The following is a 21370-nucleotide window of genomic DNA, read 5'->3' on the forward strand; positions in this document are numbered from 1 at the left end:
ATGGAGTGCGCGCCTTCGACCCTGGCCCCCGACCGGAGCGGATGGCACGCTGAGGGAATGAGCGCCCCGGGTCTCCTTCGTGCCTTCTCCTGCGGGGTCTTGGCGGCCAACGCCACTCCCCATGCCTACGCCGCCACGGTCGGTGCCACCCAGCTCACGCCTCTCGCCGGGCGGCATTCCGGCCCGGAGGTCAACGCTGTGTGGGCAGCCGTGAACGGCGTCGGAGCGGCCGTGCTCGGCAGGCATCTCGACCCGCGGGACGCACGCCAGCGGCAGGCCTTCAAAGCCGGGGTCGCCGCCTTCGCCACGTGGGCGCTGATCAGCGAGTGGGCCACGGACCTCAACGGTTGAGTGAATCGAACGTCGTCCGGCTTGTGGTCATGTATTGACCACAAGCCGTGGTGTGCTCGATGGCATGAACACGGACAACGCTGTGATCACGCCCTCCAACCTCCACATCGACGAGAGCGAACTCACCGACCTCAAGGCTCGCCTAGGTGCGACTCGCTGGCCCGATGCCGGCCCGACGGACGACTGGTCCGACGGTCTCCCGCTGAGCTACGCCCGAGAGCTGGCGGCCTACTGGAAGGACGAGTTCGACTGGCGCGCGCAGGAGGCGCGCATCAACGCCGTCTCGCAGTTCACCACCGTGATCGGCGATCACCCGATCCACTTCTTCCATGAGCGCTCACCGCGCCCCGACGCCAAGCCGCTCCTTCTCGTCCACGGTTGGCCGAGCGGGCCGACCGACTTCCTCGACATGCTCCCCCTGCTCACGGACCCGGGCGAGGGGCAACAGGCCTTCGACGTCGTGGTCCCCACCATCCCCGGGTTCGGCATCTCGGGCCCGACGAACGGCTGGACCCTGGCGGGGGTCGCCGACGCCTTCGCGGTCCTCATGGAACGGCTCGGCTACGACCGGTACCTCGCCCACGGATACGACACGGGAGCGGGTGTCGTGCGCGAGCTGGGCCTGCGACACGGCGACGCCGTCGCTGCCGTCCACACCACGGGAATGCTGGGCGGTGAGGAGTTGACCCCGGAGACCGCGGACATGTCCGTCCCCGAGGAGGCGCGGGCGATCGAGGCCGGGATGCGTTACCAGTACGAGATCGGGGCCTACGCCATGCTCCAGTCGACCCGGCCGCAGTCGCTGGCCTACGCCCTCACCGATTCCCCGGTCGGCCAGATGTCCTGGATGGTCGAACGGTTCCACGACTGGACCGGAGCGCAGGGGTCGCCGGACGACGTTCTCGGCCGCGACCAGATGTCGATCTACTGGTTCTTCCGCACCGCAGGGTCCTCGGCCCGCTACTACAAGTACGGACTCCCGAACTGGGCAGAACCACTGCAGCCCTCGACGATCCCCACGGCGGTGCTCGTCATGCCGAATGACATCGGAGGCCTCGTCCGCCGGCTCGCGGAGAAGGCCGACAACATCGTCCATTGGCGTAAGGCCCCGACCGGTGGTCATTTCGCCGCGTGGGAACAGTCGGCGCTCGTGGCAGAGGATATTCGCGAATCCATCGGCCACTTCGACTGAGGAGCGGACACTGAGCGCAGAACGCACATCGCGGCGAGGGCGGTGAGGTCTGTCGAGTGCCCAGTGGGCTCAGGAGTCGAGCCGCTCTCGTAGGGCGCGTTCTTCGTCGTCGGTGAGTCCGGCGGCGCGGGGTGCGGTGCGGTGGTACTCGTACTCCAGGGCGGCAGCGAGGGTGTCTGCGAGCGGCCTCGTGACGAGCCCTGCGTTGCGGGCGGCGGTGGTGTCGAGAGTGGCGAACCACCGCCAGTCGGGTTCATCGATCCACAACGGCAGCGAAGGCGTGCCCATCCAGGCGCCCACACCTGCCGCGGAGAGGATCTCGCCCGGCACACGCCGTGTCGTGACCGACGCGCCGGCGACGGATCGGGCCGTGTCGAGGAACTCCGCCAGCGTGGTGGTGAGGCCCGTGGCGTTGAAGGTGCCGTGGGCGTGCCCGGTGGCGCAATCGAGGGTCCAGGAGGCGAGGTCCTCGATGTCGATGAGGGCGACCGGGAACGTGAGGTCCGGGGGCGCCAGCACATCCGGCCCGGTCGGGTGGGCGAAACGCCACGGGTAGTAGCCACTGCGGCCCGTCGCGTCGCCGGCGCCCCCGATGAGGCCGGAGCGGATGACTGTCCAGGACTCCTGGCTCGCCCGGACGGTCTGCTCGCAGGCCACCTTGGCGGCCCCGTACTCACTCATGTCGCTCATCACGTCATCGGCGAGCGGTTCGAGGAGTTCCGCGTCCTCGTTCTGCTCGGGACGATCGAACCGGGCGTAGGCGTTGCCGCTGGAGATGAACACCCAATGGCGAGTGCGGATGTCGCGGACGGCCCGGCGCGCATGACCGGGTTGACGGGTGAGATCGATGACCGCGTCCCATTCACGCGACTTCACGGTCTCGAGGCCGTCGTCGAGGTCCCGTTCGACACGGACGAAGTCGGCGCCGTCGGGAATGGGGCCGGTTCCGCGGGCGGCGCACGTGACGTCGATCCCGCGGTCGATGGCCTGGCGGGCGAGTTCGCGACCGAGCATGGCGGTCCCGCCGAGAATCAGGAGTCGCACGAGGTCAATCTGCCCCGCACCGGCTGCTGAGGTCAGCGCATTCCGCTGAGGGCAGAAGGTCCTCACGCCCTCCGGGATGATCGGTGTCTCCCTCGGCTACGCGCGGGAGGCCAGCCAGTCGTCCCTGAGTGCGCCGTAGGTGTACCCGTCGATCCACCCCAACTCGTCGTGCCAGGAGTCGGCGCGCCCGTGCTGCTCGCGGAGAAGGCCTGCCTTCTCCAGGATGCGCACCGACGCGTGGTTGTCGGCGAAACACCCCGCGGTCACGCGATGGAGTCCGAGATCGACGAGCGCTGCCTCGACGAGTCCTCGGGCGATCGCCGTGCCCACGCCGCGCCCCTCGAAGCCCGGACGAACGATGTAGCCGATTCCCGCCTCCGTGGCCGGTGGCATTCCGGGCTGACCCATCCCGTTCCCGATCTCGAGAAACCCGATGCCCGCGAGTTCGCCGTCGACTTCGGCGACACAGGAGAAATCCGTGTCGCTGGACGCCACGCCGACCCAGCGGCGGCGCAGGTCATCGGGGGCCTCGTGGGTGAGTAACGTCCACCGATTGACTGCCGGCAGATTCCGAAAGCCCGCGATGACATCGATGTCGGCCTCGGTGGGGTCACGCAGAAGCACGTCGTCGACGGTCTTGGGCCACGGGTGCGAAGGAGTCACTCGCGCACAGTGACACCGAGGCTCCCGCGGTGGCAACCAACGTCTGATCGTGACGTTGACGCGGCCCAAACGCACAAATACTTTGTTCAAGTGACTTGTGAATCGTCCGTGAGGCAACCCGTGCTGATGTCCCTCCTGGCGCTCGCGTTCGCCGACCTGACCCAGGGGTTGATGGACCACGTGCGCAGCCGTGGAGTCGACGACCTGCAACTGCACCACTTTCTCAACGTCCTGCGCTTCGTCTCCGCAGATGGTGTGCGGCCGACGCACATCGCCCGCCAGGCCGGCATCACTCAGCAGGCGGTGAGCCTGACGGTGGCGGACCTTGAGCGCCGGGGGTACATCGAGCGATGCGCCGACCCGAGCGACCGACGGGCCCAACTGGTGAGGTGGGCTCCCAAGGGGCTCGCCATCGCCGAAGAGGTGGAGGCGTGGTTCGGGGCCCGGGAGGAGGCCCTGCGCGAGCGGGTCGGGGACGCCGCGGTCGATGGCGCCATCACCACTCTGCAGGCCATGATCGACGCGCCGGAGTCTCGATGACTCGCGCCGTGGGATGGGCGCTGCTGATCGTCGGCGTCATGGTGTCCTTGCTCGGAGGACTGTGGCTGTTGCAAGGGCTCGGGCTCGTCCGCATCGACCCGGTCGCCTGCGTCGGCGAGTGCACGCCCCTCGTCGGGCCTCACGCCGGTTGGGCGCTCACGGGTGCCGTGACCGCCGGCATCGGTGCGTCCGCGGCCTTCTGGGGTCGGCGGCTCACGCGTCACCGTCGCCGCGGCCCCGGGGGAGGTGCGACGAGTGACGACCCACCCACTCACGGACGTGTTGAGTGAAGGCACCGGGTCGGCAGAGGCTCGATGGGTCGAAGGAACCTTCGATGACGGTGAACTCGCTGCCGGTCAGGGCGTCGTGGACGCGGCGCATCATGCCGACGGCCAGCGAGGAGTGATCCCCGACCAGGCACAGCACCGGGGTGCGCACGTTCGCCAGGGCGGTTTCGAAGTGCACAGCATTGACGACCCGACGCTGCTTGACGATGTCGTCGAGGCGGTCGGCCGAGAATGATCGAGCCATGACCTCCGCGGCCAACGGCCACCGTTTGCGGTAGACCAGGCGCACCGAGGCCCGATTCCAGCTCATGGGCAGCGCCTTGAGCAGGAACGGTTGCGCCTTTGCGCCGGCCATCTGAATTCGCTCGAGCACCGTGCGGGGGCGGGTGTCGCACAGGCTGTCGCAGATGATCGCGGACGCTGCCACTCCGGGGTGGCGCAGGAGGAAGGCCTCGACCACCACCCCGCCGTAGGAGATCCCGACCAGGTGCGGGCGTTCGATTCCCCGTTCCTTCAGCATGGTCGCCAGATCCTCGACCTGGGTCGTGAGCACGTGCTCGGTCGGGACTCCGTCGAGCGAAGGCGATGCGCCCGTCCCGCGCAGATCCACCGCGAGTCGACGGAACTCGGTCAGCGCCTCGATCTGCGGTGCGTACATCGTGTGATCGGCGCCGAGGCCGGGGATGAAGACGATCGGTTCGCCGTCGCCTGTGTCGAGGACGTACACGGCCCACCTCCACTACGCACGTAGTTGCACTACGATCGTAGTGTGAGCGGCCGGGAGCGACAAGTACGGGATGCAGCCGTGGCGGTCTTCCAGGCCGGGGGAGTGCATGCCCTCACCCACCGCGCCGTGGACGAAGCGGCGGGATTGCCGCAGGGGTCGACGAGCAACCGGTTCCGGACGCGTCAGGCTCTGATCACGGCCGTCGCGGAGGAGATCGCGCGGCTCCGCCTCGAACGGGGCATCGCGGCCGATGCGCCGCTGTCCCTCGCCTGGCTCGAGCTCCTGCTCATCGCCCGACGAGACGCCGAGGTGCGCGATGCGATCGCGCCGATGCGGGCGGAGATGCTGTCACGCCTCGATGCCGAACGTCAGGACGATGCGCCGCTGACCACGCCGCAGATTGCCGCGTTGCTGACCGGACTCGAATTCGCCGAGGCCGTCACCGGGGTGTCGCTCGATCCGGTGGCGCTTATCGAGGGCGGCACCACCGACCGGCCAAGACAGATGCGGGCCCGTCGGGTATGAATGCCGCTGTGAGCTACCCCTTGACCGCGCGCACCGCGGCCGAGGTGGCGGGCACAGGCTGCGGCGCGGGATTCGTGGCGGCTCCGGCGCCGTCCACCGCGACGTTCGGGGCCGCCGCCCAAGAGCCCTGATACTGCGCGACCTGAATCGACCGCAGGTCCGGCACCGTTCGCGGTTCCACCAGTTCGGCCGCCCCGCAGACGTACGTGCCGTGGGCGACGGTGTCCTTGACGACGACCGCGTTGGCGCCGATGCGAGTCCCGTCCGCAATCGTGATCGGCCCGAGGACCTTGGCGCCGGCACCGATGACCACGTCGTCGCCGAGCGTGGGGGCGCCATTCTCATCGCGCGCACCGATCGTCACCTGGTGGAAGATCCGCGCGCGCGCCCCGATGCGGGTCGACGCGTTGATCATCGTGCCCCGCAACGAATGCGGGACGGCAAGACCAGGGCCGATGTGCACCTCGGCGGGAATCTCCGCGCCGACGAAGCCGTCCAACCAGACGACCTTGAAGACGTACAGCGCCTTTCGGATCGCCCACGCCTTCACCCCGGGCTGGTTGTGCCAGGCCCGCCGCAGTCGCACGCACAGGAGGGTGATGCGCTCGAACGGGTAGGTGTTCCGCTCGAAGTCGGCGGCAAGCATCGCGCGAGTCCATGACCAGGGCTCGGTCACCGGTTGAGCGGGATCCGCCGGCATGTGGGTCGGATCCGATACGAATTCGTTGGTCATTGGTCCTCCGAGGGCCGCCCCCGATCCCCCCGGTGGGAGGGGGCCTGCCGGACACCCTAGGTGAGACGACGGGCATACGGAGCGAATCGGGCCCGGGTTCTTGGACGAGCGACCTGTTGCCCGATCGGGATTCGAGTCCGCGGGATGGAGGCGGGTCATATCCTGGACATGGTCGGCGGCGGCAGCCACCCGGTCATCGCCTGACCGGCCGCGGGTCCCCGGGAGCCGAGATGGTCGCCCGTCGACAGCACACCGCCGCAGCGTGGTTCGCGCTGATCGCCTTCGCCCTCATGGGGTTCTTCCTGCAGTTTCGGCGCGCCGCCGATGCCGGCCGTCGACGCCTGTCGCAGTATCCGGCACGATCCGTCGACCTGAGCTTCGGGCGGACGACGTTCGTCGACGCCGGCGACCCCGGCGGGGAGCCGGTCTTGGCGATGCACGGCATGTTCGGCGGCATCGACCAGGGCTACGACATCGTCCGCAACCACGACTACGGCTACCGGATCGTCGCACCCTCACGCTTCGGGTACCCGGGCAGCGATGTGCGGGGCGACGGCACGCCTGCCGACCAGGCGGCCGCGAACGTCGAGCTCCTGGATCACCTGGGCATCGACACGGTGTTCGTCCTCGGGGCATCCGCGGGTGGTACGGCCGCGATCCGATTCGCTCTCGACCATCCGGAGCGCACGAAGGGCCTGATCCTCGTGTCGTCGGCGATGCCCTACCCCGAGAAGCCGCGGGATGTGCCGGAGTATGCGGGTCCGCCTGAGTTCCTCTGCAACGCGCCGGCGCTGTACCTGCTCAGCCCGTTCTTTCCGGTGGCGATGAGCATGCCCCGTTCGACGATCCACACGATGTTTCCCGTCGCTGAACGCAGACGCGGTGTCCTGCTCGATGCGTCCGTCGGCAATCCGGACATGGCGCGGAACTTCGAGGAGTATCCGATCGAGACCCTTCAGGTTCCGGTCCTCGTCCTTCAGGCGAAGGACGATGCCTTGGCGAAGTACGAGCGCGCCGTGGAGGCACTGCCTCGCTTCTCGCAGGTCGACTTCGTCCCGTTCGAGAGCGGCGGCCATCTGCTCGTGGGTCATTCGGCCGAGGTGACCCGGGCCATCGCCGACTTCATCCGACCGGGCGATCGACGCGGCTGATCAGTGCGGCCAGGCGAAGGCCGGTCGGCCGTCGATCGTGATGGTGGCTACGCGGTCGACGGCGTCGAGGGTGCGGGCGGTGGCGATCGCCGATAGCCGCCGTGACTGACCTCGCCGAGGAACACCGCCTACGGGTGACGGGACCGAGCGAGGTCGGCGCTCTCGCCCCGCCGTCACACGCCCGCGCACGACGGCGGGGGCGTGTGAGTGGAGGAGCATTTGCCAAGATTCGAACGTGTAGTCGAGATAAAGCACTTTGACATGCCCACACGGGCGCCTGCTCGAACGGTGCCGAGGGTGGGCGTTCGTGGACTCACGCCCCACCGGGGAGGGTGTCGTCCCAGCTCACGGGGGTGGGGAGGCGGCGGGTGTTGCTGTCGATCCGGAGTGCGATCGCGGGGAGCACTCGGGCGGCGGCCCACGTGAGGTGGACGCTGTCGGCGCCGACGAGCAGGCCGAGGTGGAGGTCGGCGACCTCCTGGAGTGCGTCCTTGAGTTGGGCGACGCGGTGGACGACGTCCTCGAGCCGCCTCACCGCGAGGCCCGGGCTGCCGCCGTACTCGAAGAACAGTGGCGCCGCCTTGATGCCCCGCACCATGTCGGCGGCGTCGGCGGTCGTCAGCGGAGGACTGCGGAACGCCACGTCCCCGAGCAGATCCGACGCCGGCCCCGACACCCCGAGCGACACGATCGGCCCGAACGCCGGACCCTCCAACGCCCGGATCGTCACCGACAACCCGGCCGGGCCCGACCGCTGGACCACGAGACACCCCTCCCGCCCGGCGAGCGCCGTCGTCAACGACGCCCACGCCGCGGACATCTGCTCGACCCCGCCGATGTCGCGGCGCACGTGGTCGAGGTACGGGTGCCGGCGCACACCGGGTTCCGTCGCCTTGAGCACGACACCCCACCCGAATCCCTCCCCGGCCGCGATCGCCTCGTCGAGCGAGTCGACGTGCACGCACGGGGAGAGCGCCAGACCGTACGCCGCCAGCAGCGCCGACACCTGGTCGTCGTCGAGCTCCGCCCCTTCCGGCGCGGTATCGAGCACCCGCTCCACGATCCTCCGGGCCGCAGCCGGGTCGATGTCGCCGAACTCGGGAACCGGGGTCGTCGGTCGGTGCGCCCACTGCGAATACCGAACCGCCCGCGCCAAGGCCCGTGCCGCGCGTTCGGGTAGGGGATAGGAGGGCACCGACCCGCGCGCGGCCGCCTCCGAATCACCCGCCCGCAACTGTGCCGGCACGCCCTCGAAGCCGAGGAACACGGCGACGAGCGGCTTCTCACCCGTCCGCCCCACCCGGGCGAGCGCATCCGCGACATCGTCGCGTTGCTGCGCCAGCGGCGGCATGTACACCGCGACGCAGGCATCCACGGCGTCACTCGCGATGGCCTCGTCGAGAGCCCCCTCGTACTCCGTGGTCGAGGCCCCCGGCCGCAGGAGCACCGACACGTCGACCGTCAGCCCCTGGGCGAGGCACTGATCGACCATGAGCAACTGCACGGCGTCGGAGTTGCCCACGACCGCGATACGCGGGCCCAGCGGCAACGGCTGGTGGGCCAGGATCTGCGCGCAGTCGAGCATGTCGTCGAGGGTGTCGACCTGGATCACCCCGGCCTGCGCGAACATCGCGTCGAGTGCGGCCGCAGGAGCGATCGTCGCGCGGACCCCGCCGCCCGCGGGCACCCCCTGCGTCGCACCCCCCGACTTCACCGCCACCACCGGTTTGCGACGCCCCACCCGACGGGAGATCCGCATGAACTTGCGTGCGTTGCCGATCGATTCGAGGTAGAGCAGAACGACCTCGGTGCGCCGGTCGTCCTCCCAGTACTGCAACAGGTCGTTGCCCGAGACGTCGAGCCGGCGTCCGGCCGACACGAACGTCGACAGCCCGAGACCACGCGCCGCGACATCCCGCAGGATCGCCGTGCCCAGCGGGCCCGACTGCGCGAAGAACCCGATCCGCCCCGGAGGGGGGACGGTCGGCGCCACCGTCGCGTTGAGCGAGTGCCGCGGATCGGTGTCGATCACCCCGAGCGCGCTCGGCCCGAGCAACCGCATCCCGTGATGACGCACGGTCGCGAGGAGATCGTTCTGCAGGGCCGGCGTCAGGATGCCGGTCGTCGTGTCACCGGTCGAGACGATGAGGCTGCCGACGCCCTTCGCGGCACAGTCGAGCACGACGGCGTGCACCGCGCCCGCCGGCACCGCGATCACCGCGAGATCCACCGGCCCGGGTACGTCGCGCACGCTGTCGTGGACCGGCAGCCCGAGAATGCACTCGCCTCGGCCCACGAGGTGCACACGCCCGGTGTAGCCGCCCGTCACGAGGTTGTCGGCCACCCGCCTGCCGAGCTTGCGCCGGTCGCGGCTCACCCCCACCACGACGACGGACCGGGCCACGAAGAACCGCTCCATCGACCGCGCCTCGGCCCGGTGCTCACGCGAACGCATCACCGACACCGAGGTCTCGGTGGGTGCGAGCGCGAACTCGAACCTCAGCAGGCCCTCGACGAACCCCGCCGCCAGGCGGTACCCGGCGGCCCTGAACGCCGCGACCATCGTGTCGTTCTCCGGCAGCACCTCCGCGACGAACCGCGTCACGCCCCGCTCCCGCGCCGCCTCGGCGAGGTGCTCGAGCAGCAGCGTGCCCACCCCGCGCCCCTGGTGGGCGTCCTCGACGAGGAACGCCACCTCGGCCACCCCGCTCTCGAGCAGGTCGTACCCCCCGATTCCGATCATCTCGTCGCCGGCCGTGACGATGAACGAGACGTGTTCCTGCTGGTCGACCATGGTGAACCGAGCGACGTCGTCATCGGTCAGCCGCGGGTGCCCGCCGAAGAACCGTAGGTGCTTCGACTGGTGAGAACAGCGCTCGTAGAACGGGATCAGGAGATCGACGTCCTCGGGGTGTACGGGACGCACGCGTGCCGGAGCTCCGTCGGTGAGAAGGACATCGGCCTCCCAGTGAGCCGGATATCCCGAACTGGCCGCCATCGCGTGAACCTACGCCGGAATCCCACGCCGGAGGGTTCTTCGCCCGCGGTCGTTCGACGAGCGGTGGGCAGCGACGTGTCTTTCGTCCTCGTTCTCCCGCGCGCACCTCGTCTACGCTCGATCCCTCCCCGCCGGTGAGCAGCGCCGGTCGGTCGTGGGGCAGGAGCCGCCGATGAGCACAGCACGTCACCCGCGTGCGCACGGCAGCGAACCATCGAGCGGCAGACGCAGAGCGGCCATCGTGGCCGCGACTCTCGTCTGCGCCGTCGGCTCCCTGATGTTCATGTTCCAGCCGTACGGGGTCGGGGGGGTGGTCTACGGCACGTGCGCGGCCCTGCTCATCGTCGCGTTGACCGTGGGCCCGCTGCTGCGCGGCGTGCGCCCGTGGCGGGTCTGGTTGCCGCAGGTCGCGGCGGGATGCTGCTTTCTGATCTCCCTCCTCGTTCAGGGTGTGCAGTTCGGGCTCGGCCCGCTGCGCTTCTTCGACCTCTTCTACTGCGGCGGATACGGGTTTCTGGTGCTGTGGCTGGGGCTGCTCACCCTGTACGCCGGGCGGCGGCGTGGCTCGAGCACCATCCTCGACATGTCGGCAGTGACGGTCGGCGCGCTGCTCGCCCTCTGGTCGGTGGCGTTCGCCCCGGCGATGGCCGGTCAGCGTCCTCCGGTCGGCGTCATGCTCGTGGTCTATCCGGTCATCGACATCACCCTGTTGGCGTTGGCGCTCAACCTCGCGTTCCGGCTGCCGACCATCCTGCCGACGTTGCGCCTGTTGCTCGTCGCGCTCAGCGCGCAGCTCGTGCTCGACGTGGTGTACGCGGCGGTGCGCATCGTCGCTCCCGAGCACACGCTCCAGGTGCAGGCTCTCTACCTGTTCGTCTACCTCGGCTACGCCGTGACCGCCACGCACCCGTCGGTGCGAGAGCTCGCCCATCGACCGGGGCGTACGGAGGTGCCGCGCAGCGCGTGGCCGGGTGCGCTGACGATCTTCACCGTCTCCCCGGCCATCGTCGCGATCGTCGCACCGCGAGTCGGGGTCCTCGACGTCGTCGTCCGCGTCGCGCTGCTCATCGTGCTGCTCCTGCTCATCTTCGTGCGGCTCAGCCGCACGATGCGCGCCCTGTCCGGTGCCGAGCGACGTTCTCACCACCGCGCCCTGCACGACCGCCTCACCGGCCTGCTCAACCGCGCCGCGATGCTCGACACGATCACCGAGCGCCTGGCCCGTGACGCCGCGCGGGGCCGGTACACGGCAGTGCTCTTCATCGACTGCGACAACTTCAAACACGTCAACGACACGTGGGGGCATCGCGCCGGTGACGTGCTGCTCCAACACATCGCGGGTCGACTGCGCGACGTGGCCGGCCCCTCCGACGTGCTCGCTCGCCACGGCGGTGACGAGTTCGTCCTCATGGCCTCCGTCGAGCGCGCCGAAGAGGCACAGCGGATCGCCGACCGCATCCGGTACGCGTTCACCACGCCCGTGCGGATCATGGCCCGCCGCGAGCACATCATCACCGCGTCGATCGGCCTCGCCGTCGCCGCGCCGGACGATCAGCCGACCACCGAGGCCCTCCTCGGCCGGGCCGACATCGCGATGTACGAGGCGAAGATCCGCGGTCACGGCGGCTGGGTGTTCTTCGACGACGACCTCGCCGAACGCACCCGGCTGCGCGCCCGTGTCGGCGACCGCCTCCGGGGAGCCCTCGACGCCGGCCGCTTCGACCTCGTCCTCGCCCCCATCGTCGCCGGCCCGGGTCTCGACCGGATCGTCTGCTGGGAGGCCCAGCCGTACTGGCACGACCCGGAGCTCGGGGTGGTGGCGCGCGAGGTGTTCCTGCCGGTCGCCGAACAGTTGGGGCTCATCGACGAGCTCGGCGGGTTCGCCCTCCGGGAGGCGTGCCGGGCTCTCGTCCGCCTGCGCGCGGCGGACCCCGCCGCGGCGGTATCGCTCGACGTCTGCCCGGCGCAACTGCTGCATCCCGAGTTCGCCGGCGCCGTCGCGGCCGCCCTGGCCGAGGCCGGTCTTCCGCGCGACTGCCTGTGGTTCGAGATCACCGAGACCCTCCTCGTCGACCACCGGCCCGACGTGATCCGCCGGCTGCACGAGGTGCGTCGCGCCGGGGCCCGCATCGCCATCGACGACTTCGGCACCGGCCACGGCTCGCTCGCCACCCTGCTGCGTCTGCCGGTGGACTGCGTCAAGCTCGACCGGGTCTTCGTCGAGCGCCTCGACGAAGGCCCCACCGGCTGCGACCGGTTGCGGGCCGTCATCGATCTCGTGCGCGGCCTCGGAATCGACCTCGTCGTCGTCGAAGGGATCGACACCCGCGCCCGCGTCGATGCGCTGCCGGACGTGGGCTCCCCCCTCGCCCAGGGAGCATGGTTCGGGGCGCCGATGAGCGCCGACGCGGCCGTCGCCGTCCTCGAGGAGTCCGTTCGGGAGGCCGGCTCGTGGGTACGGTGAGGCCGTGCTCACCTTGCTCTCGCCGGCCAAGAGTCTCGACCTCGACTCGCCGCTGCCCACCCGCACCCACACCCAGCCGAGGCTGTTGCCCCAGGCGGAGCAGCTCGTCGACGTGATGCGCCGACAGAGCCCGGAGGATCTTCGCGACCTCATGGGCATCTCCGACGACCTCGCCCGCCTCAACGTCGAGCGGTACGCCGAGTTCACGACGCCCTTCACCCGCGCCAACGCGCGCCCGGCGATCTTCACGTTCGCGGGCGACGTCTACCAGGGCATCGACGCGGCCCGGCGCTTCGACACCCGCGACCTCACCGAGGCGCAGAAGACCCTGCGCATCCTCTCGGGGCTCTACGGCGTGCTCCGCCCCCTCGACCTCATCCAGCCCTACCGCCTGGAGATGGGCACCCGCCTCGCGACCGATCGCGGCCCGTCGCTCTACGCCTGGTGGGGAGACACGATCACCGAGCAGGTCGCGGACGACCTCGCGGCCTCACCCGGCCCTGCCGTCGTCGTCGACCTCGCCTCGGAGGAGTACTCCGGCGCCGTCGACTTCGCCGGCGTCGACGCGCGCGTCGTCACCCCGCGGTTCGAGGACCGGGGGCCCAAGGGCGACTGGAAGGTCATCTCGTTCGCCGCCAAGCGTGCCCGCGGACTCATGGCAGGGTGGATCGTCCAGCACCGGGTCCGCTCGGTGAGAGCCTTGCAGCAGTTCGACGAGGGCGGCTACCGCTACCGACCCGACCTCTCCCGCCCCGAGGGGGAGGACCCCCATGACCACCCCCGAGAACGGATCATCGCGCCCCGGCGGACCGGACATGAACGTGCTGGCCAACCTCGACGATCCGTACGAGACGTTGCGGTGGGCGAAGACGAGGTACGACCAGAAGGAGTACGCCAAGGCGGCGGAGATGCTCGCCCGCCTCGACGCCGAGCACCCGCGCAGCACCGAGGTGCGCGAGCTGCTCGCCCGCAGCTACTACCACTCGGCGCAGCTCGGCCGCGCGATCGCGACCGCCGAAGAGCTGCTCGAGGACGACCCGACCAACGCGTACGCGGCCGTCCTGCTCTCCCGTGCGCTCGAACGGTCCTCGCGTCACGACGAGGCGGCCCGCATGCGGCGACGGGCCGAGGCGCTCGGCGGGCAGTTCTGAGGGGACCCCGCGCGGCGATCGCATGAGCACGAGGCGGGACGGGTATCGGTCTTCCATGAGTGACCAGTACGGACCCTACGAGGGCGACCCTCGCGAGCAGCGCGGACGGCGCGGCGGCTTCACCGCCTTCCCCTTCCCCGGCTACTCCACCCGCACACGGCGTGGAACGCAGGTGACCGTCGGCGGCTGCTGCCTCCCGCTGCCGCTGGGATGCCTGACCACGTTCGTCTCCGTGTCGGGCTACGCCCTCTACCGCAGGATGCGCGCCCGGTCCTGATCGCCGGCTGCGGCCGATTCGTCCAGCAGGGCCTCGACGGTGGTCGGGCGGCCGAAGTACCACCCCTGGACGAGCGGGCACCCCAGGCGTCGGAGCGCCTCCGCCTGCTGTGCGGTCTCGACACCCTCCGCGACGACGTTCGCGATGCCCAGGCTGTCGACGAAGGCGAGCAGGGCGCCGACGTGGCGGGTCGCGTTCTCGTCGACGCCCACCCCCTCGACGAGCGACCTGTCGAGCTTGACGCAGTCCACCGGCAGACGCAGCAGGGTGGCGAGCGAGGCGTAGCCGGAACCGAAGTCGTCGATCGCCACGCACACCCCGGCCGCGCGCAGGTCGCCGATGACCTCCAGCACGGCGGGACTGCCGTCGACGAGCATCGTCTCGGTGAGCTCGAGCCACAGCCGATCCCTGGGGATGCCTGCCTCGGCCTGGGCCCGGAACACGGTCGTCGCGAAGTCCGGCCGCATCAACTGTGCCGGTGAGACGTTGACCGACATCGTCAGCGGCTCGTCCGGGTACACGGCGGAGAGTTCGGCGAGCTCCCGGCAGGCCCGTCGCAGAACGACCTCGCCCAACCGGCCGATGAGCCCGAGCTGCTCGGCCAGGGGGATGAAGACGTCAGGGGCGATGTCACCGAGCTCCGGGTCGTGCCACCGCGCGAGCGACTCCCACCCGATCATCGTGATGTGGTCGAGCCCGCCCTTGATCGGCTGGAGCTCCAGCGTGAACTCCTCGTCGCGGATCGCCGCCTCGAGTCGGTCTACCACCGCGGCGCGCAACCGGGCACGCTCGGCCAGTCGGGGCCCGAACTCGATGCACCGCCCTCGGCCGGTGGTCTTGGCCTCGTACATGGCGACGTCGGCCCGGCCGAGGAGTTCCTCGGTGGTCACGGTCTCGCCCGGCTCGGCCATGACGACCCCGATCGAGGGAGTGACGGCGTGCACGCGGTCGGGCAGGATGCGCAGCGGCGTGTCGAAGAAGCGTCGGATCCGTTCGGCGAGGGCCGCGGATCCCTCGCGGCCGGTCACCGGGGCGACGACGACGAACTCGTCCCCTCCGTGCCGCGCGAGCACGGCCCCCGGGCCGAGGTGCGCGGGCAGCAGGTCGGCGATCTGGCACAGCAGGGTGTTGCCGGCGTGATGACCCCACGTGTCGTTGACGCGTTTGAAGTCGTCGCAGTCGAGAAAGAGGACGGCCGTCGCCCGTTCCGCGGCCGCGTCCCGCCGCAGGCGGCGTTCCAGCATGTCGAGCAGAGCGGCGCGATTGATCAACCCCGTGAGGGCATCGTGGGTGGCCCGGTACCGGCTGTCGGCCTCGGCGCGGGTCAACGCGGACATCGTGCGGGTGAGCCGGGCGAACAGGAGAACGAGCAGACCGGTGACCAGCGCCGCACGCACCGCGGTGTCGAGGGTGTCGCGCACCGGGACGGCGGTGGCGAGGATCGCGGGAGAGATCGTGCAGAGGACCAGGGCCGTGGGCCGGCCCGGCCGATGTTCCGTCGCGGAGCGGGAGAACCCCGCGATCGTCGGCTGGACGACGGCGAGGGTGAGCCCGACGGTGGTGGCGAGGTAGGCGAGCAGGACCAACGGAAACGCCACCGCCGTCGAGCCGGCGACCTGGGTGAACGCCACCGACCACACCGCCAACCCCGCCCCGACCAGAACGGCCGCGGCGTCGAGGAGGGCGTTCGGGTGCTCGGCGAGGATGCGACGCGGACGCACCGGCGTCTCCTTCCTCGTCGGCGGCGGTCGCCGCCCGCCTCGCTCAGTCGACGAGGTCGGAGATCTGGGCGGCGACGGGAGTGCGAGCGTCGGCCGGCTCGCCGAGGAGGAACCCCTGGGCCCACTCGAAGCCGAGCTCACGGACGAGTTCGAGCTGCTCGCGCGTCTCCACTCCCGCGGCGACGACGGGCAGACCCACGTCCTGGACCGCCCCGGCGATGTCGGCGAGCGCCTGCCGGTCTCCGGTGGAGACGAGGCGGGGGTGCAGCTTGATGATGTCGACGGGCATCGCCGCGGCCGAGGGCAGGAGGTCGAGGTCGTCGGCGGTGAAACCGTCGAGGCAGAACGCGATCTCGACGCACTGCAGGGCCGTCAGCCGGGCCCGCTCGCCGTCGTCGGCCGAGTGCAGACGCCGGAACAGCGCCGCGGAGAGGTCGACGAGCAGGCGGTCGCCGGGCACGTGATGCCGGGCCAAGGACCGCCTGACGTCCTTGACGAACCGCGGGTGCGCGATGAGATCCCACGAGAGGTTGACCGAGACGATGAGCTGCCGGTGGTCGCTCGTCTTCGCCAGCTCCACCTTGTGCGCGAGCGCGTCGTCGAGGACCCGCAGGTCGAGCTCGCGCATGCCGTCGTCCCCGGGCGAGGGTGCGGAGAAGCCGGGCGGAGCGGCGACGTCCCCCTCGTCGCCGGTACGCACGCGTGCCAGCGCCTCGAGGCCCTGAAGCCGCCCCGTGCGCAGGTTGTAGAAGGGCTGGTAATAGGTCACCAGCGTGTCGGGCGCAGCCCCGTCCGCCGCATCACCCGTCGAGTGCGACGTCGCTTCGCCCGGCATGTGAATGGTCACCGCGTCCTCCTTTCGCTCTTGAGGTACTTCGACCGGCGCGCGGCATTGCTGAGGGCTCGCCGCGGGGTGCGCCGTCGGTTCGACACACCACCAGTGTGAACCGGCCGATCGATCTCGGCCATGTATGACACCTGTTGGAATCAGGCCGTTACGGCAGCGAGATGGTCGCTCACCGGCGCGGGCCGGCCGAAGAGCCAGCCCTGCGCCAGTGGACAGCCGACGAGGTCGAGGACTGCGGCCTGCTCGGGCTCCTCGACGCCCTCGGCGACGAGCCGCTCGATCCCGAGGCTGCGCACGAGCGCGACGACCGCCGTGAGCCGCCGCTTCGCGTGAACATCGGTCGCGATGTGCTGCACGAGCGAGCGATCGAGCTTGACGCAGTCGACCGGCAGGCGCAGCAGTGTCGTGAGGGCGGCATACCCCGTGCCGAAGTCGTCGAGCGACAGGGTGATGCCGGCGGCGCGCAGCGCGTGCCAGGTGTCCCGGACGTTCTCGCCGCCGTCGAGCAGGATCGTCTCGGTGACCTCGAGCCCGACCGCGGCGGGCGGAAGTCCGTACTCGGCGGCGACGCGCGGCACGAGGTCGGCGAACCCTGGCGTGGCGAGCTGGGTGGGTGAGACGTTGACGAACACGGTGCGCGCCTCGCCGGCTCCGGCCTCGCGCAGACGGGCGAGGTCGCGGCACGCGAGATGCAGGACGAGCTCCCCGAGCTCGCCGACGACGCCGAGCTGCTCGGCGAGGGGGATGAAGACGTCGGGTGGGACGGGCCCGAGTTCCGGATCGGTCCACCGGGCCAACGCCTCCCACCCCACGAGCTCGGTGTACCCCGGGCCGCCCATGACCGGTTGCAGTGCCACGGTGAACGCCTCGCTGCGGATCGCCTGCTCGAGCCGCGCCCCCACCGACGTCCGCAGACGGGAGCGTCGCCCCAGCTCGTCGTCGAAGAGGACGACGAGACCGCGCCCGCGCCGCTTGGCCTCGTGCCTCGCCGTGTCGGCCTGCAGGAGCAGGTCCCCGGTCGCCACTCCCGCCACCTCCCCGTCCGGGTCGTCGGCGGGTGTGGCAGCGGGCGCGACGGCGATACCGATCGACATCGTGACGACGTGGCTCCGGTCGCCGCGGATCCGCAACGGCTCCTCGAACAGGGCCGTCAGGCGCCGGGCGACGTCCTCGGCGTCCTCCGGCCCGCTCACGGTGGTGGTGACGACGAACTCGTCGGCCCCGTGGCGGGCGACGAACGCGCCCGATCCGAGGGCCGAGATGAGTCGCCGCCCGATGTCGTGGAGCACCCTGTCTCCGGCGCGGTGTCCCCAGGTGTCGTTGACGTACTTGAAGTCGTCGCAGTCGAGGAAGAACACCGCGCGCCGGCCGTCGGAGGGGGCACGCCGCAGCGACTGCAGGAGCGCGATGCGATTGGGCAACCCGGTGAGATCGTCGTGGGTCGCGCGGTGACGGCTGCCGGCCTCCGCGTCCGACAGCGCCCCGAGCGCGCCCGTGAGCCGTACGTAGACGACGACGAGCAGCGCGGTGACGAGGACTCCCTGGACCGCGGCGTCGAGCGGCGAGACCACCGGGACTGCGGCCGCGAGCACCGCCGGCGAGATCGTGAACACGATGTGCGCGGCGGGACGCGAGCGGGACGGCCGCCGCACCCGCAACGCTGCGGCGGAGGCGAGCTCGACGACACGCGGGTGGGCGGCCCCCACGGCGAGCGCGAAGTGTCCGAACAACATCGCGATGTCGAGCGCGACGTACGTGCGTCCCGGGGCGGCGCTGTGGAGCAGGGCGAGGGCGGTGTCGACGACCCCCAGCGCGACCATGCCGCCGAGGAACCAGGCGAGAGGGGGGAACGTGAGCCCGACCCGGAGGGCGAGGTGGGCCGCGAGCGTGATGACGACGACGTCGAACAGCGGTGAGAGCACATACCCCAGGGCGTCCAGCAGGTGGTCCCGGCCGAGGATCGGCGCGAGGGCGAGGCCCCACATGACGAGACAGGCGCCGGCGGCGGTGGCCGCGGTGTCGAGGACCGCGCCTTCGTAGAGACGATGCCGTCGAGGGCGGCACAGGAGGAGAAGCCAGATCGCGAACGACGAGTAGGCGAGGACGAGGAGGACGCCGTAGACCGAGATCGGGCTCATCTCGTAGGCGCTCGCCAGCATCGCGCCGCAGAGGAACACCCCGCCGAGGCATTCGAAGAGCCAGATCCGCAGCGGGCGTGCTCCGCGCAGCAGCGGGCCGGCGGCGACGACCGCGACGATGACGAGGGTCATGACGCCGCGGGCGGTGCCACCCCATCCGGTCGGGTCGACGGCGTAGACGACGGAGGCGGTGGCGACGAGCGCGAGCCCTGTCGCGAACCACACCCGGTCCCGCGTGCTCGTCCTCATGACACCGGCCTGCCGTCACGCCCGGTCGCCGCGAGGACGGCGGCCGCGAGGTGCGAACCGAGCCCGCCCGCGGCGGTGGCGTACCGCGGCCCCTCGACGAGAGGGAAGCCGAGGCGACGCAACACCGCCTCCTGCTCGGCGGTGCGCACGCCGCACGCGACGACCCGTTCGATACCGAGGCTGCGTACGAGGTCGAGGACGGCCCCGAGCTGACGCGGCGCGCCCTCGTCGGCACCGATGCGTTCCACGAGCGTGGGGTCGAGGAGCACGCAGTCGAAGGGGATGCGCACGAGGGTCTCCAGGGCGGCGTATCCGGTGCCGAAGCCCTCGACTCCCGCGCCGACACCCAGGGCACGCAACGCCTCGAGCGTCTCGCTGACGATCGGCCCAGGGTCGAACAGGGTCGCCTCGCTCACACCGATGTGCAGCATCCCCGGCGCCAGACCGGTCACGCCGAGGATTCGTCGCACGTCCTCGACGTAGTCGGTGCGCCGCAGCACCTCACGACGCGTCGTCACGAAGAGCCCGGGCGAGGGATCGCTCTGGCGGACGATCGCGAACTTCTGGCACGCCCGATGCAGCAGGAACCGGCCCAGTTCGTCCATGAGGCCGAGCCGCTCGGCGAGGGGAAGGAACACCTCCGGCGACACGACGCCGAGAGCGGGGTCGTGCCACCGCGGAATCGCCCGCCAGCCGACCACGCGGGCGTAACCGGCGCCCCCGCGCACGGGGACGAGCTCGACGTCGAAGCAGTCGTCGCGCAGGGCGGGACCGATGCGGTCGCCGACCGATGCCCGAAGCGCCGCCTCCTCGGCGAGGTCGTCGTCGAAGACGACGATCCGACCGTGGCCGGCGCGTTTGGCCTCGTACATCGCGATGTCGGCCCGCCCGACGAGATCCTCGGGGTCGAGACCGTCGTCACCGTGGGCCACGGCGACACCGATCGAGGGGCTGACGACGTGCGTCGTTCCCGGCCCGAGGCGCAGACCGCCCGCGAAGAAGCGCTGGATCTCCTCGGCCGCCTCCCGCGCCTCGTGCCGGTCGGCCACCCTGCGCAGGACGACGAACTCGTCGCCGCCGTGTCGGGCGAGCACGTCCCGTTCGCGTAAGTGCCTCGGGAGACGCCGGGCGAGGTCGACGAGCAGTCTGTCTCCGACCTGGTGTCCCCACGTGTCGTTGACGTGCTTGAAGTCGTCGCAGTCGATGAACAGCACCGCGGTCGAGCGTCCTCGCAGTCGGCCGACGGCCATCAGGTGCTCGAGCTCGGTGAACATGGCGCTGCGGGTGAACAACCCGGTGAGCGGGTCGTGGGTGGCGAGTTCGCGGCTGTCGGCCTCGGCGGCGAACACGGCGCGCATGGTGAGCGTGAGGTGGACGAACAGCAACGCCATGAGTGCCGCGACGAGCGTCGTGCGCACCACCGTGTCGAGCGCCCCCTGGGTGGGCGCGATCGTCGCGAGGATCGCGGGCGACACCCAGAACACCACGCGGGCCGTGGGCCGCGTGGGGCGATCGTCGACGCGCGACCCCGCCTGGGAGAGCAGCACGACCGAGGGATGCGTGGCGGCCACGGCCAGACCGAAGTACACGAGCACGAACACGAGCGCCAAGGAGTCGGCGCGTTCGGTCTCGCCACGCAGATGGATCGCGACGTTGACGACGTCGAGCAGCAACTGCCCTGCCACCGTGACGACGAGGATCCGCAGTGCGGTCGGTGCGCGCCGGGTGCGCATCCCCAGATGGACGAGCAACGCGAGGAGCGCCACGTCGATGCTCGGGTAGAGCATGATGACGAACCCGCGGGTCGTCGAGGGGCGGCCGGCGAGCAGGAACGGCAGAGCGATCCACACGACGAGGAACGTGCTGATCGACGCCGCGGCCAGGTCGAGGAACGTGTACGTCGCCTTGTCCCGAGCGGCCTCTGCCGACAGCAGGATCAACCACAGCACGAGCAGGCCGATGCCGACGACGAAGAGGCCGTCGGAGAGCTTGACCGCGCCGAGCCGGAACTGCCCGGCGGCGGTGGCCGTGACGAGCGAGACGAAGAGCGCGAGACACCCGAACACCTGCGGCATCCAGAGCCGAAGCGGACGTGCGCCGCGCAGCAGCGGCCCCACCGTGGCCGCGAGCAGACACGATGCGCCGAGGACGAGACAGACGATCCGCGCGACCGAGCCGCGGTCGAGGACCGCCATCGCCACGCTCGCCACGACGGCCAGACCGGCCAGGCCCGTGAGCGCTCGACGGGTGGAACCGGGAGGCATCCGCGCTCCCTTCTCGGTTCGACGCGTCGGGATGGCGACCGGCGGCGA

At 70.7% G+C, this 21370-nt stretch carries 17 protein-coding genes and 1 pseudogene; 9 read left to right on the top strand and 9 right to left on the bottom strand.

What is annotated here, in order from left to right:
* The first annotated feature begins 57 nt into the window (after positions 1-57).
* Together BN1197_RS05305 and BN1197_RS05310 are read left to right on the top strand one after the other, a co-directional pair.
* Positions 58-351 (top strand): hypothetical protein, encoded by a 294-nt coding sequence (locus BN1197_RS05305; RefSeq protein ID WP_040156952.1) that lies wholly within the window; start codon positions 58-60, stop codon positions 349-351.
* Positions 352-415: 64 nt separating this feature from the next.
* Entirely contained in the window at positions 416-1543 is a 1128-nt protein-coding gene (locus BN1197_RS05310) for an epoxide hydrolase family protein (protein WP_040156954.1), read from the top strand.
* Between the two features lie 69 nt (positions 1544-1612).
* Here the strand turns inward: BN1197_RS05310 and BN1197_RS05315 are convergent, their stop codons facing one another.
* Together BN1197_RS05315 and BN1197_RS05320 are read right to left on the bottom strand one after the other, a co-directional pair.
* Positions 1613-2587: a Rossmann-fold NAD(P)-binding domain-containing protein gene (locus BN1197_RS05315; protein WP_052466046.1), complete on the bottom strand. Its 975-nt coding sequence runs from the start codon at positions 2585-2587 to the stop codon at positions 1613-1615.
* Positions 2588-2683: 96 nt separating this feature from the next.
* Entirely contained in the window at positions 2684-3250 is a 567-nt protein-coding gene (locus BN1197_RS05320; RefSeq protein ID WP_040156955.1) for a GNAT family N-acetyltransferase, read from the bottom strand.
* A 126-nt stretch (positions 3251-3376) separates the two neighbouring features.
* Here BN1197_RS05320 and BN1197_RS05325 point away from each other — a divergent pair, with 126 nt between their 5' ends.
* Positions 3377-3790 carry a MarR family winged helix-turn-helix transcriptional regulator gene (locus BN1197_RS05325; protein WP_245851839.1) on the top strand — a complete coding sequence of 138 codons (414 nt, stop codon included), beginning with the start codon at positions 3377-3379 and terminating at the stop codon, positions 3788-3790.
* A 213-nt stretch (positions 3791-4003) separates the two neighbouring features.
* On the opposite strand, the gene BN1197_RS05335 is transcribed toward BN1197_RS05325, so the two are convergent.
* Positions 4004-4804 (bottom strand): alpha/beta fold hydrolase, encoded by an 801-nt coding sequence (locus BN1197_RS05335; RefSeq protein WP_052466048.1) that lies wholly within the window; start codon positions 4802-4804, stop codon positions 4004-4006.
* Between the two features lie 78 nt (positions 4805-4882).
* Between BN1197_RS05335 and BN1197_RS17290 the strand changes: the two genes are divergently transcribed.
* On the top strand, positions 4883-5329 hold the full coding sequence (locus BN1197_RS17290) for a TetR/AcrR family transcriptional regulator (protein ID WP_052466049.1): 447 nt from the start codon (positions 4883-4885) through the stop codon (positions 5327-5329).
* Between the two features lie 13 nt (positions 5330-5342).
* On the opposite strand, the gene BN1197_RS17490 is transcribed toward BN1197_RS17290, so the two are convergent.
* Complete coding sequence (locus BN1197_RS17490; protein WP_095999862.1) at positions 5343-5975, bottom strand: serine acetyltransferase; 633 nt, start codon at positions 5973-5975, stop codon at positions 5343-5345.
* A gap of 317 nt (positions 5976-6292) precedes the next feature.
* Here BN1197_RS17490 and BN1197_RS05350 point away from each other — a divergent pair, with 317 nt between their 5' ends.
* On the top strand, positions 6293-7213 hold the full coding sequence (locus BN1197_RS05350) for an alpha/beta fold hydrolase (protein ID WP_217991156.1): 921 nt from the start codon (positions 6293-6295) through the stop codon (positions 7211-7213).
* A 313-nt stretch (positions 7214-7526) separates the two neighbouring features.
* Here BN1197_RS05350 and BN1197_RS05355 read toward each other — a convergent pair whose 3' ends face one another.
* Positions 7527-10211, bottom strand: a complete 2685-nt coding sequence (locus BN1197_RS05355) for a bifunctional acetate--CoA ligase family protein/GNAT family N-acetyltransferase (RefSeq protein ID WP_040156960.1) — start codon at positions 10209-10211, stop codon at positions 7527-7529.
* A 172-nt stretch (positions 10212-10383) separates the two neighbouring features.
* On the opposite strand from BN1197_RS05355, the gene BN1197_RS05360 reads away from it, so the two are divergent.
* The 4 genes and pseudogenes from BN1197_RS05360 (at position 10384) to BN1197_RS05375 (ending at position 14103) form a co-directional block, all read left to right on the top strand.
* The gene (locus BN1197_RS05360; protein ID WP_095999854.1) at positions 10384-12675 is read left to right on the top strand and encodes a putative bifunctional diguanylate cyclase/phosphodiesterase; all 2292 of its coding nucleotides are present in this window, start codon (positions 10384-10386) and stop codon (positions 12673-12675) included.
* A gap of 4 nt (positions 12676-12679) precedes the next feature.
* Positions 12680-13417 (top strand): annotated as a pseudogene (gene yaaA / locus BN1197_RS05365) (peroxide stress protein YaaA); the annotation flags it as partial.
* Positions 13418-13445: 28 nt separating this feature from the next.
* Positions 13446-13826 carry a tetratricopeptide repeat protein gene (locus tag BN1197_RS05370; protein WP_217991157.1) on the top strand — a complete coding sequence of 127 codons (381 nt, stop codon included), beginning with the start codon at positions 13446-13448 and terminating at the stop codon, positions 13824-13826.
* 55 nt (positions 13827-13881) lie between these two features.
* Positions 13882-14103, top strand: a complete 222-nt coding sequence (locus BN1197_RS05375) for a hypothetical protein (RefSeq protein ID WP_040156965.1) — start codon at positions 13882-13884, stop codon at positions 14101-14103.
* Here BN1197_RS05375 and BN1197_RS05380 read toward each other — a convergent pair.
* From BN1197_RS05380 to BN1197_RS05395, 4 genes are all read right to left on the bottom strand, one after another.
* Entirely contained in the window at positions 14076-15824 is a 1749-nt protein-coding gene (locus tag BN1197_RS05380) for a putative bifunctional diguanylate cyclase/phosphodiesterase (RefSeq protein WP_052466051.1), read from the bottom strand. The two genes, BN1197_RS05375 and BN1197_RS05380, sit on opposite strands and share 28 nt — an antisense overlap.
* A 43-nt stretch (positions 15825-15867) precedes the next feature.
* Positions 15868-16671, bottom strand: coding sequence for an EAL domain-containing protein (locus tag BN1197_RS05385; protein ID WP_040156967.1), 804 nt, complete (start codon positions 16669-16671; stop codon positions 15868-15870).
* Between the two features lie 140 nt (positions 16672-16811).
* Positions 16812-19058: a putative bifunctional diguanylate cyclase/phosphodiesterase gene (locus BN1197_RS05390; RefSeq protein ID WP_082043657.1), complete on the bottom strand. Its 2247-nt coding sequence runs from the start codon at positions 19056-19058 to the stop codon at positions 16812-16814.
* Positions 19055-21322: a putative bifunctional diguanylate cyclase/phosphodiesterase gene (locus BN1197_RS05395; protein ID WP_052466052.1), complete on the bottom strand. Its 2268-nt coding sequence runs from the start codon at positions 21320-21322 to the stop codon at positions 19055-19057. Before BN1197_RS05395 ends, BN1197_RS05390 begins: the two co-directional genes overlap by 4 nt.
* Positions 21323-21370: the final 48 nt, after the last annotated feature.

Origin of the sequence: Mobilicoccus massiliensis (assembly GCF_000826525.2) — a bacterium.
GTDB classification, from domain to species: Bacteria; Actinomycetota; Actinomycetes; order Actinomycetales; family Dermatophilaceae; genus Mobilicoccus; species Mobilicoccus massiliensis.

Coding starts and splice junctions, on each gene's coding strand:
- BN1197_RS05350 (WP_217991156.1), top strand. CDS start 6,293: ATGGTCGCCCGTCGACAGCACACCGCCGCAGCGTGGTTCGCGCTGATC.
- BN1197_RS05375 (WP_040156965.1), top strand. CDS start 13,882: ATGAGTGACCAGTACGGACCCTACGAGGGCGACCCTCGCGAGCAGCGC.
- BN1197_RS05355 (WP_040156960.1), bottom strand. CDS start 10,211: ATGGCGGCCAGTTCGGGATATCCGGCTCACTGGGAGGCCGATGTCCTT.
- BN1197_RS05325 (WP_245851839.1), top strand. CDS start 3,377: ATGTCCCTCCTGGCGCTCGCGTTCGCCGACCTGACCCAGGGGTTGATG.
- BN1197_RS05310 (WP_040156954.1), top strand. CDS start 416: ATGAACACGGACAACGCTGTGATCACGCCCTCCAACCTCCACATCGAC.
- BN1197_RS05390 (WP_082043657.1), bottom strand. CDS start 19,058: ATGAGGACGAGCACGCGGGACCGGGTGTGGTTCGCGACAGGGCTCGCG.
- BN1197_RS05305 (WP_040156952.1), top strand. CDS start 58: ATGAGCGCCCCGGGTCTCCTTCGTGCCTTCTCCTGCGGGGTCTTGGCG.
- BN1197_RS05360 (WP_095999854.1), top strand. CDS start 10,384: ATGAGCACAGCACGTCACCCGCGTGCGCACGGCAGCGAACCATCGAGC.
- BN1197_RS17490 (WP_095999862.1), bottom strand. CDS start 5,975: ATGCTTGCCGCCGACTTCGAGCGGAACACCTACCCGTTCGAGCGCATC.
- BN1197_RS05370 (WP_217991157.1), top strand. CDS start 13,446: ATGACCACCCCCGAGAACGGATCATCGCGCCCCGGCGGACCGGACATG.
- BN1197_RS05395 (WP_052466052.1), bottom strand. CDS start 21,322: ATGCCTCCCGGTTCCACCCGTCGAGCGCTCACGGGCCTGGCCGGTCTG.